The sequence below is a fragment of the Yokenella regensburgei genome (assembly GCF_003634235.1).
Taxonomy (GTDB): Bacteria; Pseudomonadota; Gammaproteobacteria; order Enterobacterales; family Enterobacteriaceae; genus Yokenella; species Yokenella regensburgei.
The window spans coordinates 1-18,091 of record NZ_RBIZ01000009.1; the positions used below are offsets into that span (position 1 = coordinate 1).

Below are 18,091 nucleotides of genomic sequence, written 5' to 3' on the forward strand. Positions count from 1 at the left end.
TGCCGCCAGCGTTCAATCTGAGCCATGATCAAACTCTTCAATTTAAGTTTGATGCTCGTAGAATTAAACTTCGTAATGAATTACGTGTTCACTCTAGAGACTTGGTATTCATTTATCGTCCGAGGACGTTAAGAATCCATGTCACTTTGAGTGCCCACACAGATTGTCTGATAAATTGTTAAAGAGCAGTTGCGACGCGCCTTAGCGCTCTGTCGCGAGGTGGCGTATATTACGCTTTCCTCCTTCAGAGTCAAGCGATTATTTTCGCTTTTCTCTGGCAGAATTTCCGGAGAAACTCTTTCAACCCGGCGGCTTGTTTGCCGTTGTTCCGTGTCGATGGAGGCGCATTATAGGGAGTAATTCTGAAGTGACAAGCATAAATTCAAAAAAACTTATCGTTCGCTTAATTTTCAGTCTCAACGCCGAATTTTAGTGCTATTTGCTCACGAGTTGCGCGATTTGTCGGGCAAAATCGGACACTTGCTGCCAGTCGGTATACACCACTTCTTTATTCGTATCCGTTTCCCCGCCGGTCATCTTCATAATAAGACGAATCATAAAGCGGTCGTACCAGCGATAGCGGGGATAACGCAGCGCACCAGCAAACACTTCGCACTGCGTTGGCTGCCACGGCGAGTTCAACAGGAACTTGCGCGTGTAGCTGTTGGTCTGCGGCGTACGCTTCTCCGGTTTACGGGCAACCAGGTTCACGGTGTAAAAAGCACTGGGTAAGGTATTCAGTACCTGCACGTGCTTTTTCACAAAGCTGTCCAGCGATGAATGGAAGTGGCCGTAACGAATAGAAGCCCCAATCACCACGCGATCGTACTGATTCCACATGATGTTGCCAGCCCGGTGGAGGTTCATCACCTCCGCATTGACCCCAAGCTCCTTCAGTTCAGAAGCCAGAAAGGAGGCAATCTCACGGGTTTGCCCATCGCGGGTTGAGAAAAGAATCAACGTTTTCAACAGATACTCCTGTTATTCGCGCCAGAATGTTGGGGTAAACAGTACCAGCAGCGTAAAGACTTCCAGACGACCGAACAGCATGTTGGCGATAAGGATCCACTTCGCGACCGGATTCATACTGGCAAAGTTATCCGCGACAACCCCAAGCCCAGGCCCGAGGTTGTTCAGCGTCGCTACCACGGAAGCAAAGGCAGAGAAATCATCAACACCTGTGGCGATGATAGCCAGCATGCTGACGATAAAGACCAGCGCATAAGCAGAGAAGAAGCCCCACACTGCCTCAAGAATACGTTCCGGCAGCGCCCGATTACCCAGCTTAATACTATAGACGGCATTCGGGTGAACCAGACGTTTCAGCTCACGGTTTCCCTGCTTGAACAGCAGCAGGATACGAATCACCTTCAGGCCACCGCCCGTCGACCCGGCACACCCACCAATAAATGCAGAACACAGTAATAGCACCGGCAGGAACAGCGGCCAGCGGGCAATACTGTCTGTCGTAAAGCCCGCCGTAGTCGCCATCGAGACCACCTGGAAGAAAGCCTGGTTGAGCGTCATCAGCGCGGAGCCATATACATTATGGAACCACAGCATCAGGGTACAGATGAGGACCAGCGTCAACTGTACACCAATGAACATGCGAAATTCAGGGTCGCGCCAGTACACTTTCAGACTACGCCCGCTCAACAAGGAGAAGTGCAGACCGTAGTTACAGCCAGAGATCAGCAGGAAGACCGCGATGATGGTGTTAATCGTTGGGCTATTAAAGAAGCCGACGCTGGCATCGTGAGTAGAGAACCCACCGATGGCGATGGTCGCGAAGCTATGGCCAATCGCATCGAACGCCGGCATCCCCGCAAACCACAGCGCCAGCGCACAGGCGACTGTCAGCAGTACATAGATGAGCCATAGCGTTTTCGCCGTTTCGGCGATACGTGGGCGCATCTTGTTGTCTTTAAGCGGACCAGGCATCTCTGCACGATACAGCTGCATCCCCCCTACCCCAAGGATAGGCAAAATAGCCACCGCCAGGACGATGATCCCCATCCCGCCAAACCACTGCAGCATCTGACGATAGAAAAGGATAGCGTGGGGTAATGAGTCCAGCCCCACCAGCGTTGTCGCACCGGTAGTGGTCAGGCCGGAGAAAGATTCGAAGAAGGCATCCGTCACCGTCAGGTTTGGCTGCTCGGCAAAGATAAACGGCAGGGCACCAACGCTTCCCAGCACTGTCCAGAACAGGACGACTATCAGGAACCCTTCACGCGATTTCAGTTCGCGCTTTTCCCGACGGTTTGGCCACCACAGCAGTGAACCGATAGCCAGCGCGACAAAAAAGGTTTGTGTAAAGGCACGTCCCGCACCATCGCGATAAATCAGTGCCACCAGTCCAGGAACAATCATCGTTCCCGAGAATAAGATGACCAGTAGTCCAACGATTCGGGTTATGGCGCGAAAATGCATCTCTGCCGCTTCCTTTGATATACAAAAAAGTCTGGTGGGGATTATTCGTCAATCTTGAGTAATTGCAATGAACCACGACTAAAATCAGCCAGCTTCGCGGAAAAGTTCGCCACTTCCGAGGCCGGAAGCGCAACCCGGAGGCTGACATTGACCTGATAATCGCTATCCGTAATTTTCCCGGAAAACTGGCCCAGCAGCGTTTCAATCCCGCTTAACTGCCCATATTCACACTGCAAAGTATATTCAGTTAACGGCATCTTGCAGAGCGTGGTGAGCTGGCCCAACGCCTGGCTGACACCACCACCATAGGCTTTCACCAGCCCGCCGGTCCCCAACAGAATACCGCCGTAGTAACGCACCACGACGGCAGTTATCTCCCCCACGCCGCTGCCCATCAGCTGAGCCAGCATGGGTTTTCCCGCCGTTCCCGCCGGTTCACCATCATCTGAAAACCCCAGTTGTTGAGAGTCGTCAGGCGCACCCGCCACCCACGCCACACAATGGTGACGGGCATCAGGGTGCTCAGCCCGAACGGATTCAACAAAGGCTTTCGCCGCTTCAACCCCTTCGGTATGCGCGAGAAGGGTAATAAAGCGGCTCTTTTTAATTTCTTCGACGACAGTCACCGGCGCCGCCGGTATCAACCAACTCTCCATTACGCCAGCTTCAGGTCTCGCGTCATGTTTTCGATGCTGTTTTCATGGATAACCACATTGTCTTCAATGCGGATCCCACCGAACGGCTTCAGAGCATCAATTTTCTGCCAGTTGAAGTGTTTGCTGAACTGTCCTTCACGCCATGGCGCCAGCAGTGATTCAATAAAGTAAATCCCCGGCTCAATAGTCAGGACCATGCGCGGCTCAAGCGTACGGGTACAGCGCAGATAAGGATATTTTGATGGGGCAGCCAGGTGCGTGCCTTTATCATCCTGCATGAAGCCTGCAACATCATGTACCTGCAGCCCCAGCGGGTGACCGATACCGTGCGGCATAAACGGCCCGGTAATGTTGTTTTCGACCATCGCTTCTTCACTCATGCCGGTGATCAGCTGATGTTTACGCAGCAGTTTAGCGATGCGCTGATGGAACTGGATGTGATAATCCACATAACTGGTACCCGACTTCATCGTGGCAATCAGCGACAGCTGTTCGTCGTTCACATCTTTTATCAGATGCGCAAAGTCGTTATCACCATGGGCCGCCCAGGTACGGGTCAAGTCAGCCGCATAGCCGTTATATTCTGCACCAGCATCCAGCAGGAAGCTGCGCAGCTCTGACGGCGCGCGGTGATCGAGTTTGGTGTAATGCAGCACAGAGGCATGTTCATTCAGCGCCACAATGTTGCTGTACGGCACGTCGGTATCACGATGACCGGTTGCGGTCAGATAGGCGAGGTTAATATCGAACTCGCTCATTCCGGAGAGGAAAGCCTCATGCGCTGCGCGGTGGCCATTAACCGCCGTTTTCTGCGCTTCACGCATACAGACCAGCTCGTAGTCTGTTTTGTAGGCGCGATAGTAGTGCAGGTAGTCAATCACCCCTTTCGGGTTGATTTTATCCGCCGGGATCTCAAGGCCCAGTGCGCGCTCCGGTACCGGACCAATATAGGCAATGTTGCCACGCGCTGCCGGTAACAGGCTGCTGATGCCATCCGCTTTTGGCAGTGCGATCACTTCGACATCTTCAGTCCAGAAAGAGGTTGGTAGCGGTTCGACGTTATGCCAGTAATCCACCGGCAGATAGAACCACAGCTTCGGTTTGTTGACGCCATCCACCAACAGCCAGCAGTTTGGCACCTGCGTGACCGGAACCCAGGCCTTGAACTGTGGGTTAACTTTGAATGGATAAGGATGGTCGTCGAGGAAAACGTTAACCAGTTCGCCAGAATGAATAAGTAGCGCATCAAGCTTAAAGCGCTCGAGTACGTCGCGGGTCCGTTCCTGTAAGGTAACAATATGATTTTTATAGAGTGCAGCCAATGATTCCATGTTCTACCCTTCTGTTCTTTTGCCCACAAGTCTCCGCATCTTAGCACACCTCATTCTGCCTGCGTGATTTCTGCCGAGCGTGATCAAGCTGGCATTTCTTTAAAGACTAATTTGCATTTTATTAACATAAAATCCACACTCCGTTTCATCTGGTACGACCAGATTACTTTGCTGGATTCAGGAGACTGACATGCTCTACAAAGGCGACACCCTGTACCTCGACTGGCTGGAAGATGGCATTGCCGAACTGGTGTTCGATGCCCCCGGCTCGGTCAACAAGCTCGATACCGCAACCGTAGCAAGCCTCGGCAGCGCGCTGGACGTGCTCGAAAAACAACATGACTTAAAAGGTCTGCTGCTGCGTTCTGAGAAAGCGGCGTTTATCGTCGGCGCGGATATCACCGAATTCCTGTCGCTGTTCCTGGTCCCTCAGGAGCAGCTGAGCCAATGGCTGCATTTTGCCAACAGCGTATTTAACCGTCTTGAAGACTTACCGGTACCGACCATCTCCGCCATCAACGGCTATGCGCTGGGTGGGGGCTGCGAATGTGTACTGGCCACCGACTACCGTCTGGCAACGCCGGATCTGCGTATTGGCCTGCCGGAAACCAAACTGGGCATCATGCCTGGCTTCGGGGGCTCTGTTCGCATGCCGCGCCTGCTGGGTGCCGACAGCGCACTGGAAATCATCGCAGCCGGAAAAGACGTTGGTGCTGAACAGGCGCTGAAGATTGGTCTCGTCGATGGCGTGGTCAAAACCGAGAAACTGCGCGATGGTGCCCTTACTATTCTGCGTCAGGCAATTAACGGCGATCTCGACTGGAAAGCGAAACGTCAGCCGAAGCTTGAGCCGCTGAAGCTTAGCAAAATTGAAGCTGCCATGAGCTTCACCATCGCCAAAGGCATGGTGGCGCAAACTGCCGGAAAACATTACCCGGCGCCGATGACCGCAGTGAAAACGATTGAAGCGGCTGCAAAACTGGGGCGTGATGAAGCACTGAAGCTGGAAAACCAGAGCTTCGTTCCTCTGGCCCATACTCCTGAAGCCCGTGCGCTGGTCGGTATTTTCCTCAACGACCAATATGTTAAGGGTCAGGCAAAGCATCTGACCAAAAATATCGAAACCCCGAAACAGGCAGCCGTCCTCGGCGCCGGGATCATGGGTGGCGGTATTGCTTACCAGTCCGCCTGGAAAGGCGTACCGGTGATTATGAAGGATATCAACGACAAATCGCTGACCCTCGGTATGACCGAAGCCGCCAAACTGCTGAATAAACAGCTGGAACGCGGAAAAATCGACGGTCTGAAACTGGCGGGCGTTATCTCTACTATTCATCCAACCCTCGACTACTCTGGTTTTGAGCGTGTCGATGTGGTGGTTGAAGCCGTAGTAGAAAACCCGAAAGTAAAAAAAGCCGTTCTGGCAGAAACCGAAGACAAAGTACGCCCTGACGCGGTACTGGCTTCCAACACCTCGACCATTCCGATTAGCGAACTGGCAAGCGTGCTGAAGCGGCCGGAAAACTTCTGCGGCATGCACTTCTTCAACCCGGTACACCGTATGCCGTTGGTGGAAGTCATCCGCGGCGAGAAAACCGCCGACAGCACCATTGCTAAAGTGGTGGCGTGGGCGAGCAAAATGGGCAAAACCCCTATCGTGGTCAATGATTGCCCAGGCTTCTTCGTCAACCGCGTACTGTTCCCTTACTTCGCTGGTTTCAGCCAGCTGCTGCGCGACGGGGCTGATTTCCGCAAAGTCGACAAAGTGATGGAGAAACAATTCGGCTGGCCGATGGGTCCGGCTTATCTCCTCGACGTGGTCGGTATCGACACGGCGCACCATGCACAGGCCGTGATGGCCGCGGGCTTCCCGCAGCGCATGCAGAAAGATTACCGCGACGCCATTGATGCGCTGTTTGACGCCAGCCGCTACGGGCAGAAAAACGGCCTCGGCTTCTGGCGCTACACCGCAGATAGCAAAGGCAAGCCGAAGAAAGAAGAAGATCCGGCGGTAGATAGCCTGCTGGCTGACGTGAGCAAAGCAAAACGCGACTTCAGCGACGAGGAAATCATCGCCCGGATGATGATCCCGATGGTCAACGAAGTTGTCCGTTGCCTCGAGGAAGGCATTATCGCAAGCCCTGCGGAAGCGGATATGGCGCTGGTGTATGGCTTAGGCTTCCCTCCGTTCCACGGCGGCGCATTCCGCTGGCTGGACACACTCGGCAGCGCGAAATATCTCGATATGGCGCAGCAGTATGAGCACCTGGGCCCGTTGTATCAGGTTCCGGAAGGTCTGCGTACCAAAGCGCGTCATAACGAAGCGTACTATCCCCCGGTTGAACCTGCCCGCCCGGTGGGTGAGCTGAAAAAGGCTTAAGGAGTCGCAATGGAAAAGGTTGTCATTGTTGATGCAATTCGTACCCCGATGGGCCGTTCAAAGGGCGGTGCTTTCCGTAACGTGCGCGCGGAGGATCTCTCCGCCCACCTGATGCGCAGCCTGCTGGCGCGCAATCCGGCGCTGGACCCTTCTGCGGTTGACGACATCTACTGGGGTTGCGTACAGCAAACCCTTGAACAGGGGTTCAACATCGCCCGCAACGCCTCGTTGCTGGCTGAAATCCCACATTCAGTCCCGGCGGTTACCGTTAACCGCCTGTGTGGTTCTTCCATGCAGGCGCTGCATGATGCGGCACGCATGATCATGACCGGCGATGCGCAAACCTGCCTGATTGGCGGCGTGGAGCATATGGGTCATGTCCCGATGAGCCACGGCGTGGATTTTCACCCGGGCATGAGTCGTAACGTGGCAAAGGCGGCGGGAATGATGGGATTAACTGCAGAAATGCTCTCGCGCCTTCACGGCATCAGCCGTGAAATGCAGGATGCCTTCGCTGCCCGCTCTCACGCTCGCGCCTGGGCTGCCACTCAGTCTGGTGCGTTTAAAAATGAGATCCTGCCGACCGGCGGTCACGACGCCGACGGCGTGGTGAAACAGTTCTATATCGACGAAGTTATCCGTCCGGAGACCACCGTTGAAGCGCTTTCTACCCTGCGCCCAGCGTTCGATCCGGTGACGGGTACCGTGACTGCAGGGACCTCCTCGGCCCTCTCCGACGGTGCTGCTGCCATGCTGGTAATGAGTGAAAGCCGTGCCCGCGAGCTTGGCCTGAAGCCACGTGCTCGTATCCGTTCAATGGCGGTAGTGGGCTGCGACCCGTCAATTATGGGTTACGGCCCGGTTCCAGCCTCTAAGCTGGCGCTGAAAAAAGCAGGCCTGACGGCGAGCGATATCGATCTGTTTGAAATGAATGAAGCCTTTGCCGCACAGATCCTACCTTGCATTAAAGATCTGGGACTGATGGAGCAGATCGATGAAAAGATCAACCTCAACGGTGGCGCTATCGCGCTTGGTCACCCGCTGGGTTGTTCCGGTGCCCGCATCAGCACCACGCTGATTAACCTGATGGAACGTAAAGACGCCCAGTTTGGTCTGGCGACGATGTGTATCGGGCTGGGTCAGGGGATCGCGACGGTCTTTGAAAGAGTGTAATAAAAAGCCGGGCCACGGCCCGGCATCAGTTTAGTTGCCGTTCTTCCCGCCTGTCAGGGGCGGGTTTTTTATTTCTATTTCTAAATAAAGGAGAAAGCGTCGCCAAACAGGCGATCTTCACGCGCATCGCGTTCATTGCAGAACAGATCGCGGGCAATTTTCGCCATCTCGAAGCGGCCAGCGATATAGATATCGTGCTCGGCCAGCGTACCAAAATCCTGCAGAACCGCCGTCAGTACCGTTCCGGTACGTCCGCGCCAGCCCTCTTCCGGCTGCTCCACCACAGGTTCGATGCGCAGATTCGGATGGTTGACCGATAACGCCTCAAGCTCAGAGAGATCGTAGAGATGTTTTTCTTCACGACCGCCCCAGTAGATAACCACGTCGCGGTTCGGATCCTGCGCCAGTGCGGTCAGCAGAATCGAACGCACGTAAGAGAAGCCCGTCCCGCCAGCAATCAGGATCAGCGGACGCTGCTCGTCGTCGCGTAGCCAGGCATCGCCGTGAGGAATATCGACAACCACTTCGCGCTCTTTCAGGATCCTGTCCATCACGGCCATGGCGTACAGGTTGAGCTCAGATGCACCAATATGCAGCTCAATAAATTCCTGTTCAGCAGGCGTGGAGGCCATAGAGAACGGGCGCTTATCGCGCTCATCCATCACCACCATCAGATACTGACCGGCGCGAAACGAAAACGGGGCTTCCGGTACTAAACGTACGCGATAAACAGTGTCGGTGATGGCATCTACCGAGGTCACTTTACAGCTTAAGGTTGTCATGCGCTCCCTCTGTCGGGTCTGTTAGGCAAAACGGTCTCTCAACTTTTACCGTCATTCATGATGGCCAGTTCATCCCAGATGGCGTCGATACGCGCCGTGACGTTGGGATCTTTTTTGATAGGACGTCCCCACTCACGCTGGGTTTCTCCCGGCCATTTGTTTGTGGCATCCAGCCCCATTTTTGAACCCAGGCCGGAAACCGGCGAGGCAAAATCCAGATAATCAATTGGCGTATTTTCAACAAGCACCGTATCACGGGCCGGATCCATACGTGTCGTAATCGCCCAGATAACGTCGTTCCAGTCACGCGCGTTAACGTCATCATCGCAGACGATCACAAATTTAGTGTACATAAACTGGCGCAAAAACGACCAAACGCCCATCATGACGCGTTTTGCATGTCCGGCGTACTGTTTTTTCATCGTCACGACGGCAAGGCGGTATGAACAGCCTTCCGGCGGCAGATAAAAATCGACAATTTCCGGGAATTGCTTTTGCAGAATGGGTACGAAAACTTCATTAAGCGCTACGCCCAGAACCGCCGGTTCATCTGGCGGACGCCCGGTATAGGTAGAGTGATAAATAGCATCTTCGCGCTGCGTGATGTGCGTGACGGTAAAGACCGGAAAACTGTCCACTTCATTGTAGTAGCCCGTATGATCGCCATAAGGACCTTCCGGCGCCATCTCGCCCGGCTCAATATAACCTTCAAGGACAATCTCTGCGCTGGCAGGCACCTCAAGATCGTTCGAAATGCATTTCACCACTTCGGTTTTAGTGCCACGCAGCAGTCCGGCAAACGCATATTCAGACAGCGTGTCCGGTACTGGCGTCACGGCGCCGAGGATGGTTGCCGGGTCGGCCCCCAGCGCAACGGAAACCGGGAAACGTTCGCCCGGATGCGCTGCACACCACTCCTGATAATCCAGCGCACCGCCACGATGGGACAACCAACGCATGATGAGCTTGTTTTTGCCAATCAGCTGTTGGCGATAAATCCCGAGATTTTGCCGCTCCTTGTGCGGACCACGGGTGACGGTCAGTCCCCAGGTGATGAGCGGTGCAGCATCTTCCGGCCAGCAGGTCATGACAGGAATTCGCGTCAAATCGACATCGTCGCCAGACATCACTTTTTGCTGGCAAGATGCGCCACGCAGACGCCTGGTCGGCATGTTCAACACCTGCTTGAACTGCGGCAGCTTATCAAACAGGTCACGGAAACCTTTTGGCGGCTCCGGCTCTTTCAGGAAGGCCAGCAGCTTACCAACCTCACGCAACGCGCTGACGTCTTCCTGCCCCATTCCCATCGCCACACGTTTCGGAGTGCCAAACAGATTGCACAGCACCGGCATGCTGTAACCCTTTGGGTTTTCAAACAGCAGCGCCGGACCACCGGCACGCAGGGTACGATCGGCAATCTCAGTGATTTCGAGGTGGGGGTCAACCGGCAGCGAGATGCGTTTCAGTTCGCCCTGCTGTTCCAGCAATGTCAGAAAGTCGCGTAGGTCGTTGTATTTCATGGAGTACGTTATGGCCTCTTGATAAGCGATTCATTATACGGTGTTCGCCAACGTGATGCTGTATTTTTGTTAAATTAGCGTGAAGTACCACAATTCGGCGAAAACTCGCGGTGATATTCAATTTAGCGATCGTCCCTGGCATTTGTTATGCTTGCCGCGAGTTAACGGGAAAGAGTGATTATGCAAGCCTGGTATTTACTGTACTGCAAACGTGGGCAGCTGTTGCGTGCTCAGGAACATCTGGAGCGCCAGGCCGTGCATTGCCTGACACCGATGATCACCCTGGAGAAAATCGTCCGGGGCAAAAGGACGTCCGTTAACGAACCTCTGTTCCCGAACTATATGTTTGTCGAATTCGACCCTGAGGTTATCCACACCACCACCATCAACGCCACCCGCGGCGTCAGCCACTTTGTTCGCTTTGGCTCTCAGCCTGCGACGGTACCTTCTGCCGTTATTCACCAGCTTTCAGTCAACCCGCCGGAAGGCATCATCGATCCTGATACGCCCTGGCCTGGCGATAGTGTGGTGATTACCGAAGGCGCTTTCGAAGGCCTGCAGGCGATATTCACCGAGCCGGATGGCGAAGCGCGCTCCATGCTACTGTTGAACCTGCTCAACAAACAGGTGCTGCAGAGCGTTAAAAATACCGATTTCCGTAAAACCTGAGTCGCAGATCAGAACGCCACGCCAAACAGTTTTCTGGCATTATCGTCCGTTACCGTTTCCAGCCACTGCGCCTCTTCGCCCCTCCAGTGCGCGATACGCTCCATAATGTGGGCAAGATGCATCGGCTCATTACGCCTTGATGCAGGCTTCGGCGACAAATCACGCGGGAGCAGGTACGGGGCATCGGTTTCAATCAGCAGGCGTTCTGCCGGAATGTGCGGCAGCATCTCACGCAGTTCCATTCCCCGACGCTCATCGCACACCCATCCGGTGATCCCAATGTACAGACCGTGGTCGACGCATGCCTGCATCTCTTCCCGGCTACCGGTAAAACAGTGTACGACTGCACCTGGCAGTTGACTCAGCCAGGGTTCCAGCAGCGCCAGAAAGCGCACGTGGGCATCACGACAGTGCAGGAACACCGGCATATTAAGTTCGGCCGCCAGCGCCAGCTGCGCGCTGAACGCATATTCCTGCTCCTGCGGCGTCGAAAAGTTACGATTGAAGTCGAGGCCGCATTCACCGATAGCCACCACGCCAGGCTGCTGTGCCAGCTGCCGCAGGGCATCGGCAGTTTGCGGGGTCCAGTGGCTGCTGTCGTGCGGGTGAACTCCAGCCGTAGACCAGCAGCGCGCATAGCGTTGAGTCAGACGCTGCGCTTCGGTGCTTTCGTGCAGATTCGTGCCGGTGAGCAGCATACCGCTGACTCCAGCCTCACGGGCGCGGGCAACCACATCATCCCTGTCTTTGGCGAACTGCGGGCTGGTCAGGTTTATGCCAATATCAAACATGCTAATCCCCATATGACAACCGCCCTGACGGGCGGTTGTTGATTACTCTTCTTTTTCTTCGGCTTCATCCGCCGCGGCGTCTTCATCACGAGACTGCCGTTTACCGGTATAGAAGCGGGCAAAGAACACCCCCACCTCAAACAGACAGTACATCGGTATCGCCAACAGCGTTTGCGAGAATACATCGGGTGGCGTCAGCAACATGCCGACGACAAACGCACCTACCAGCACGTACGGGCGCTTGCTGCGCAGATCGTCCGGCGTCGTAACGCCGACCCAGCACAGCAGAACAATCGCAACCGGCACCTCAAACGACACCCCGAACGCCATAAACAGCGCCATAACGAAGTCGAGGTAGCTCTTGATATCCGTCGAGACCAGAACCCCTTCCGGCGCCGTGTGGGTCAGGAAACCAAACGCCAGCGGGAAGACCACGAAGTAGGCGAACGCCATCCCGATATAAAACAGCAGCGTACTGGAAACCAGCAGTGGCACCACCAGCTTGCGCTCGTGTTTGTACAACGCCGGGGCGATAAACGCCCACACCTGATACAGGATGACCGGAGCCGACAGAATAATCGACACCATGAAGGTCAGCTTGATAGGGGTAAAGAACGGCGAGGCCACATCCGTCGCGATCATCGTCGCGCCTTTCGGCATGTGCTGGATCAGCGGGGCAGACACCACCTGATAGATATCATTGGCGAAATAAACCAACGCCAGAAATATGGCAAAAACCGCGATGATGCAGTTAAGCAGACGCTTACGCAGCTCAATCAGATGCGAAATCAGCGGTTGAGTATCTTCTACGCTCATGTTTACGCTTTATCACTTGATGCGGGGGTGGATCCTGAAGCCGGTGCAGCAGCCGCTTTCACCTTCTCGGGCTCAGCAACGGGTGTTACATGCAGGGTTTCCTCTGCCGGGGCCACCGCAGGCTCGGTCTGTGGAGCAGTCGCTTCAACAGCTGCCTGATGTTCAGCAGTAGCAGGCGTAACCCCTTCCCGCTGCGCTTCGGAGCCTTTCACCACCGGGTTATGGATGGTGTTAGCTTCGTCGCTGGCTTTCTCAGGATCGTGAATGGTATAGGAGCGTTTCATAGACTCTGCCGCTTCGCGCAGCTCATCCATCGAGGCTTTAAGCTCAGGCGTCAGGTTTTCCATGCTGGCTTTCTCAACCTTCTTCAGGCTGTCCTGGAATTCCTGAAGCTTCAGCTCCTGGGTCAACTCGTTTTGAACGGTGGCCGCCAGCGAACGTAGCGCCCGCACCCAGCCCACCACCGTTTTTACTGCCACAGGTAATCGCTTTGGTCCCAGTACAATCAGGCCAATAACGAAGACCAGCAACAGTTCACTAAAACCAATATCGAACACGAATTACACCTGCTCTTTGTCGTGGCTTTTCGCCCCGTCTTTCTTGGCATCGTCTGGCTTATCAGAGATGGATTTTGCAGTGAAATCTGCATCCTGCGCGGAGTTATCCTTCTTCTCTTCATCATCACCCATGGCTTTTTTGAAGCCTTTGATAGATGCGCCCAGGTCAGATCCCAACGAGCTCAGCTTTTTAGTCCCGAAAAGCAGAACCACAATCACGACGATAATCAGTAACTGCCAAATGCTAATACCACCCATAAATATTCCTCTGTTATAGATGATGAAATAATCAACCTACATTATACCCGTCATACTTCAAGTTGCATGTGCGTTGGCCGCATTCGTTCACCTCAGTCACTTACCTGAGTAAGTTCCTGGGGATTCACTCACTTGCCACCTTCCTGCAACTCGAATTATTTAGGGTATATACGATAGCGATGCAAAACTCAGCGCGTTTTCCGCCAGCCAATCAGCCAGGCAACCAGACCGCCAGCCATAATCCAGGCCGGCATCAGATCCCAGTCAGGACGGTTGATCAGAAGCAGGGTACCGCTCAGAAGTAAAACCGCGCCTATACCAAACAGATAACGTGACTGCCCCTGTCGGGTACGATTAGACGCCATGTCGGTCGCTATCTTATCAATACTACGCTGCAGTTGTTTGCTCTGGCGCAGGCTGTCATAAACCAGTTCAGGGATTTCTGGCATTTTTTCGATCCAGAACGGCGCTTTCTCTTTGAAAGCACGCACCAGCGCCGGGAGCCCCACCTGATCTTTAATCCACGACTCCAGAAACGGCTTCGCCGTCTTCCACAAGTCTAACTGAGGATAGAGCTGGCGGCCTACGCCCTCAACGTAAAGTAACGTCTTCTGAAGTAAAACTAATTGAGGCTGCACTTCCATATTGAAGCGCCGCGCGGTGTTGAACAGGTTTAGCAGCACATGGCCAAATGAGATTTCTGCCAGCGGTTTCTCGAAGATTGGCTCGCATACGGTACGAATGGCGAATTCAAACTCTTCGACGTTGGTATCCGACGGTACCCAACCAGAATCGACGTGCAGCTCCGCTACTTTGCGATAATCACGGTTGAAGAAGGCGATAAAGTTCTCCGCCAGATAGCGCTTGTCGTCTTTATTGAGCGAACCAACAATGCCGCAGTCGATCCCGATGTATTGCGGATCTTCTGGATGATCGTAACTGACAAAAATGTTGCCCGGGTGCATGTCTGCATGGAAGAAGCTATCGCGGAACACCTGGGTAAAGAAGACCTGAACACCGCGCTCGGCCAGCAGCTTCATGTTGGTGCCCTGTTTTTCCAGGGTTTCCACGTCCGACACCGGGATGCCGTAAATACGCTCCATCACCAGCATATTCTGGCTACAGTAGTCAGAATACACTTCCGGTACGTAGAGCATCGGGCTATTTTCGAAATTGCGGCGCAGCTGAATGGCGTTGGCGGCTTCCCGCAGCAGGTTCAGTTCGTCGATGAGCGTCTTTTCATACTCACGCACCACTTCCATCGGGCGCAGACGACGGCCGTCAGGCAGTAATCGCGGTACCCAGCGTGCAAGGCGGTAAATCAGGCGCATGTCGGCTTTGATCACCGGCAGAATATCGGGACGGATAACTTTGATTACCACATCCTGACCATTTGCCTTCAGGCGGGCAGTATGCACCTGCGCGATGGAGGCAGAGGCCAGCGGCTCGATGTCAAAATCATCAAACCAGGTCTCCACCGGGATATCGCCCATCGCCTGTTCGATCTGCTGCTTCGCGAGCTTACCGTCAAACGGGGCAACGCGGTCCTGCAACAGCGCCAGCTGATCGGCAATTTGCGGGGGGAAGAGATCCCGTCGCGTTGACAGCATCTGACCAAACTTGATCCATACCGGACCCAGCTCCTGCAGTGCCAGACGCAGACGTTCGCCTAACGGTTTATTTTTATGGCGGTTAGGCATCCAGAACAGCATCCGCCGCCAGATGCGAAGCGGCAGCGTAATGCGTATTTTTGGGATGAGTTCGTCGAGTCCGTAACTTAGAAAGGTGCGGATGATGAAATACAGGCGCCGCATTTCCCCTGGCGTCATTGTCCCTCCAGCTTTTCCAGCCGCTTCATTAATGCATCAACGCTACGCGCAACGGCCGCCGTTTCTTCAGCAAACCATGCCACTTCCAGTGGTCCCGGCGCCAGCTTCCACTCTTCCGTTAACGCCTCGGCGGCATAACGTTGCTGGCGCTGAAAACCGTGACGTAAAAAGGCGGCACCGCCGCGTAACAGTTTGCTGACCCCCTCGGCGGCGATATCGCCGGTGTAAGGTGCCAGCAGTTCAGCAGGGTCGAACTCGGCCAGATCGGCGAGCGCAACAAAGTTCTGCACCACCTGGAGGTCACCCTGCACTTCGAGATCACCGCTGCGGATAAGCGCCGTTAGCTGTTGACGATTACGCAACTGCGGCAGAACGCTGGCACGGGTAACAACCGTGCAGTCAGCCTCACCTTCCCATGCCCCCAGCACGTCAATCTGCTGCTCACTAAAAGCCAGAATCAGCGGTGAGGAAAATTCTTTAAGCTCGATGCGCAGCACTTTTCCCATCAGCCGTTGGCGGGCCGGTTTCAGCGCTCGTTCGCGCCAGAGAAAGGTGTTCAGAATCGATTCGATTCCGGCGGTGACTAATGGCTGTAAAGGCATGGTGTCCCTCCTGTCAGAATTTGTAGCCGCGATGCAGCGCCACAATCCCTGCCGTCAGGTTGTAGTAGTCCACGCTTTCAAAGCCTGCGTCCTGCATCATGGATTTCAGAGTGTCCTGATCCGGGTGCATACGGATAGACTCTGCCAGATAGCGATAGCTTTCCGCATCGTTTGCCACCATTTCGCCAATGCGTGGCAGAATGTGGAATGAATAGGCATCGTAGGCTTTGCTGAGCGGATCGATAATCGGTTTAGAAAACTCGAGCACCAGCAGGCGGCCACCCGGCTTCAGCACGCGGAACATAGAACGCAGCGCTTTGTCTTTATCGGTGACGTTACGCAGACCAAAAGAGATGGTAATGCAGTCAAAGGTGTTGTCCGGGAAAGGCAGCGCTTCGGCGTTCGCCTGCACGTATTCCACATTCCCTATCACACCGATATTACGCAGTTTCTCACGACCCATTTTCAACATGGAGTCGTTGATATCTGCCAGAACAACCCGCCCGGTTTCACCGACCAGACGAGAGAATTTTGCCGTCAGATCGCCAGTGCCTCCGGCCAGATCCAGCACGGTCTGCCCACGACGAACGCCGCTGCAGTCAATGGTGAAGCGCTTCCACAAACGATGAATACCGAATGACATCAGGTCGTTCATCACGTCGTATTTCGCGGCAACAGAGTGAAATACGTGCGCCACCATATCAGCTTTCTGTCCTTTGGCTACGGTCTGGAAGCCAAAGTGCGTCGTGTCTTGTGAATCCTCAGCCATCTTAATGCCTGCTTATCAAAAAAATGTCCTGCGAGTGTAACAGATTGGCTGCATTTCCCCTACGACTCAACCTTCCCGGAAGATGCTGGAACGATCGTTTTCTTCACGCTCCTCTTCACCGTTCTGCGCTTCTCGCAGGCGATATTCTTCATCCTGAGCGCTGGCCTGTTCAACAAGGTCCGGGTTAATTTCGCGTTTAACTTCAACCCCCAACCCCCTGAACGCTTCGGCCTGCACCAACAGATTTCCACGCCCTGATGCGAGTTTTTTCATCGCCTGGCGGTAGTTTTCCTGCGCCCGGTCGAGCCCTTGCCCGACGGAAGTCATGTCATCCACGAAAAGACGCATTTTGTCATACAGACGGCTGGCGCGATCGGCAATTTGTTGGGCATTACGACTCTGGTGCTCGTAGCGCCAGAGGTTAGCAATCGTGCGTAGCGCCACCAGAAGCGTCGTCGGGCTAACCAGCATAATGTTATTTTTCAGCGCTTCAGTTATCAGTTCGGGCTGCCGGTCTATTGCCAACAGGAACGCGGGTTCGACGGGAATAAACATCAGCACGTAATCAAGCGATCGCAGCCCTGGAAGCTGCTGGTAATCTTTGCGCCCCAACAGACGAATATGGCTGCGAACAGAGGCGATATGCTCCTGCAACGCGCTTTCTCGGGTGTACTCATCCTCGGCGTTGAAATAACGCTCGTAGGCGATGAGAGTCATCTTGGCATCGATGACCACATCTTTGCCCTGTGGCAGGCGGACAATCACATCAGGCTGCATGCGTGCGCGGTTGTCGGTCTCAATACTGACCTGGGTTTGATACTCATGCCCTTCGCGCAGGCCAGAGGCCTCAAGCACCCGGGTAAGCACGACCTCCCCCCAGTTACCCTGCGTTTTGTTATCACCTTTCAGCGCCCGCGTCAGGTTCACCGCTTCCTGAGCCATCTGTGCATTAAGCTGTTGCAGGTTACGAATCTCATGGGCGAGCGTATGCCGCTCGCGAGCCTCCACGCCAAAGCTGTCCTGCACCTGACGACGAAAACCATCGAGCTGTTCACGCAGCGGGGTCAGCAGGCTTCCCAGACTCTGGCGGTTCTGCTCGTCTACCCGACGATTGCTATGTTCAAAAATACGATTGGCGAGGTTCTCGAACTGTTCGCTCAGGCGCTGCTCGCTGTTAACCATCTGGCGAATTTTATCTTCGGCATGCAGTTGGGTGGATTCCAGGCGAGTAGTGACTTCACGCAGATCAGCCTCAAGTGAGGTATTGATTTCCCGCAGGCTGCGTAGCTCGTTGTTCAGCAGTTCACACTCTTCACGCCAGTGTTCGCTTTGCAGCAGCTGCTGTTTGGTTGCACTCAGTTCACCGTACATCTCACGCTGTTCGGCCAGAAGATCGGCCTGTAGCTGGGCCGCGCGAGATCGCTCCGCCAGCCAGCCAATCAGTACGCCTGCCACCAGCGCGACGACCGCGCTCAGTATGATTGAGATATCCACTGTTCCCTCCTGCTTCAACCGCTTACCGCAC

General features: G+C 54.5%; 17 protein-coding genes. 3 read left to right on the plus strand and 14 right to left on the minus strand.

Annotated features, from left to right (window positions below; translation table 11 throughout):
* Positions 1-435: 435 nt before the first annotated feature.
* The 4 genes from hemG to pepQ are packed head-to-tail and all read right to left on the minus strand — an operon-like array spanning position 436 to position 4,420.
* Positions 436-969 (minus strand): menaquinone-dependent protoporphyrinogen IX dehydrogenase, encoded by a 534-nt coding sequence (hemG, locus tag C7387_RS21995; protein ID WP_006816572.1) that lies wholly within the window; start codon positions 967-969, stop codon positions 436-438.
* Between the two features lie 12 nt (positions 970-981).
* Positions 982-2,433: a Trk system potassium transporter TrkH gene (gene trkH / locus C7387_RS22000; protein WP_006816573.1), complete on the minus strand. Its 1,452-nt coding sequence runs from the start codon at positions 2,431-2,433 to the stop codon at positions 982-984.
* 41 nt (positions 2,434-2,474) lie between these two features.
* A complete protein-coding gene (locus tag C7387_RS22005) occupies positions 2,475-3,089 on the minus strand; it encodes an IMPACT family protein (RefSeq protein ID WP_006816574.1) in 615 nt (204 codons plus the stop codon).
* Positions 3,089-4,420, minus strand: a complete 1,332-nt coding sequence (gene pepQ / locus C7387_RS22010; RefSeq protein WP_038252943.1) for a Xaa-Pro dipeptidase — start codon at positions 4,418-4,420, stop codon at positions 3,089-3,091. The genes C7387_RS22005 and pepQ overlap by 1 nt, the downstream gene beginning before the upstream one ends.
* A 190-nt stretch (positions 4,421-4,610) precedes the next feature.
* Between pepQ and fadB the strand changes: the two genes are divergently transcribed.
* Positions 4,611-6,800, plus strand: a complete 2,190-nt coding sequence (gene fadB / locus C7387_RS22020; RefSeq protein ID WP_038252945.1) for a fatty acid oxidation complex subunit alpha FadB — start codon at positions 4,611-4,613, stop codon at positions 6,798-6,800.
* Positions 6,801-6,809: 9 nt separating this feature from the next.
* Positions 6,810-7,973, plus strand: a complete 1,164-nt coding sequence (gene fadA, locus C7387_RS22025; RefSeq protein ID WP_038252946.1) for an acetyl-CoA C-acyltransferase FadA — start codon at positions 6,810-6,812, stop codon at positions 7,971-7,973.
* Positions 7,974-8,053: 80 nt separating this feature from the next.
* Here the strand turns inward: fadA and fre are convergent, their stop codons facing one another.
* Positions 8,054-8,755: an NAD(P)H-flavin reductase gene (fre, locus tag C7387_RS22030; RefSeq protein WP_006816579.1), complete on the minus strand. Its 702-nt coding sequence runs from the start codon at positions 8,753-8,755 to the stop codon at positions 8,054-8,056.
* 38 nt (positions 8,756-8,793) lie between these two features.
* Entirely contained in the window at positions 8,794-10,275 is a 1,482-nt protein-coding gene (ubiD, locus tag C7387_RS22035; RefSeq protein WP_120817512.1) for a 4-hydroxy-3-polyprenylbenzoate decarboxylase, read from the minus strand.
* Positions 10,276-10,455: 180 nt separating this feature from the next.
* Between ubiD and rfaH the strand changes: the two genes are divergently transcribed.
* Positions 10,456-10,944 carry a transcription/translation regulatory transformer protein RfaH gene (gene rfaH, locus C7387_RS22045; protein WP_120817513.1) on the plus strand — a complete coding sequence of 163 codons (489 nt, stop codon included), beginning with the start codon at positions 10,456-10,458 and terminating at the stop codon, positions 10,942-10,944.
* An 8-nt stretch (positions 10,945-10,952) separates the two neighbouring features.
* On the opposite strand, the gene tatD is transcribed toward rfaH, so the two are convergent.
* The 8 genes from tatD to rmuC form a co-directional block, all read right to left on the minus strand.
* Positions 10,953-11,735, minus strand: coding sequence for a 3'-5' ssDNA/RNA exonuclease TatD (tatD, locus tag C7387_RS22050; protein WP_038252948.1), 783 nt, complete (start codon positions 11,733-11,735; stop codon positions 10,953-10,955).
* Between the two features lie 42 nt (positions 11,736-11,777).
* Complete coding sequence (tatC, locus tag C7387_RS22055) at positions 11,778-12,551, minus strand: Sec-independent protein translocase subunit TatC (protein WP_006816583.1); 774 nt, start codon at positions 12,549-12,551, stop codon at positions 11,778-11,780.
* Between the two features lie 2 nt (positions 12,552-12,553).
* Positions 12,554-13,108 carry a Sec-independent protein translocase protein TatB gene (gene tatB, locus C7387_RS22060; RefSeq protein ID WP_120817514.1) on the minus strand — a complete coding sequence of 185 codons (555 nt, stop codon included), beginning with the start codon at positions 13,106-13,108 and terminating at the stop codon, positions 12,554-12,556.
* Positions 13,109-13,111: 3 nt separating this feature from the next.
* Positions 13,112-13,366, minus strand: coding sequence for a Sec-independent protein translocase subunit TatA (gene tatA, locus C7387_RS22065; RefSeq protein ID WP_006816585.1), 255 nt, complete (start codon positions 13,364-13,366; stop codon positions 13,112-13,114).
* 188 nt (positions 13,367-13,554) lie between these two features.
* A complete protein-coding gene (ubiB, locus tag C7387_RS22070) occupies positions 13,555-15,195 on the minus strand; it encodes a ubiquinone biosynthesis regulatory protein kinase UbiB (protein WP_006816586.1) in 1,641 nt (546 codons plus the stop codon).
* Complete coding sequence (gene ubiJ / locus C7387_RS22075; protein ID WP_006816587.1) at positions 15,192-15,797, minus strand: ubiquinone biosynthesis protein UbiJ; 606 nt, start codon at positions 15,795-15,797, stop codon at positions 15,192-15,194. The genes ubiB and ubiJ overlap by 4 nt, the downstream gene beginning before the upstream one ends.
* A gap of 13 nt (positions 15,798-15,810) precedes the next feature.
* Complete coding sequence (ubiE, locus tag C7387_RS22080) at positions 15,811-16,566, minus strand: bifunctional demethylmenaquinone methyltransferase/2-methoxy-6-polyprenyl-1,4-benzoquinol methylase UbiE (protein WP_006816588.1); 756 nt, start codon at positions 16,564-16,566, stop codon at positions 15,811-15,813.
* 66 nt (positions 16,567-16,632) lie between these two features.
* Positions 16,633-18,060, minus strand: a complete 1,428-nt coding sequence (gene rmuC, locus C7387_RS22085; RefSeq protein WP_120817515.1) for a DNA recombination protein RmuC — start codon at positions 18,058-18,060, stop codon at positions 16,633-16,635.
* Positions 18,061-18,091: the final 31 nt, after the last annotated feature.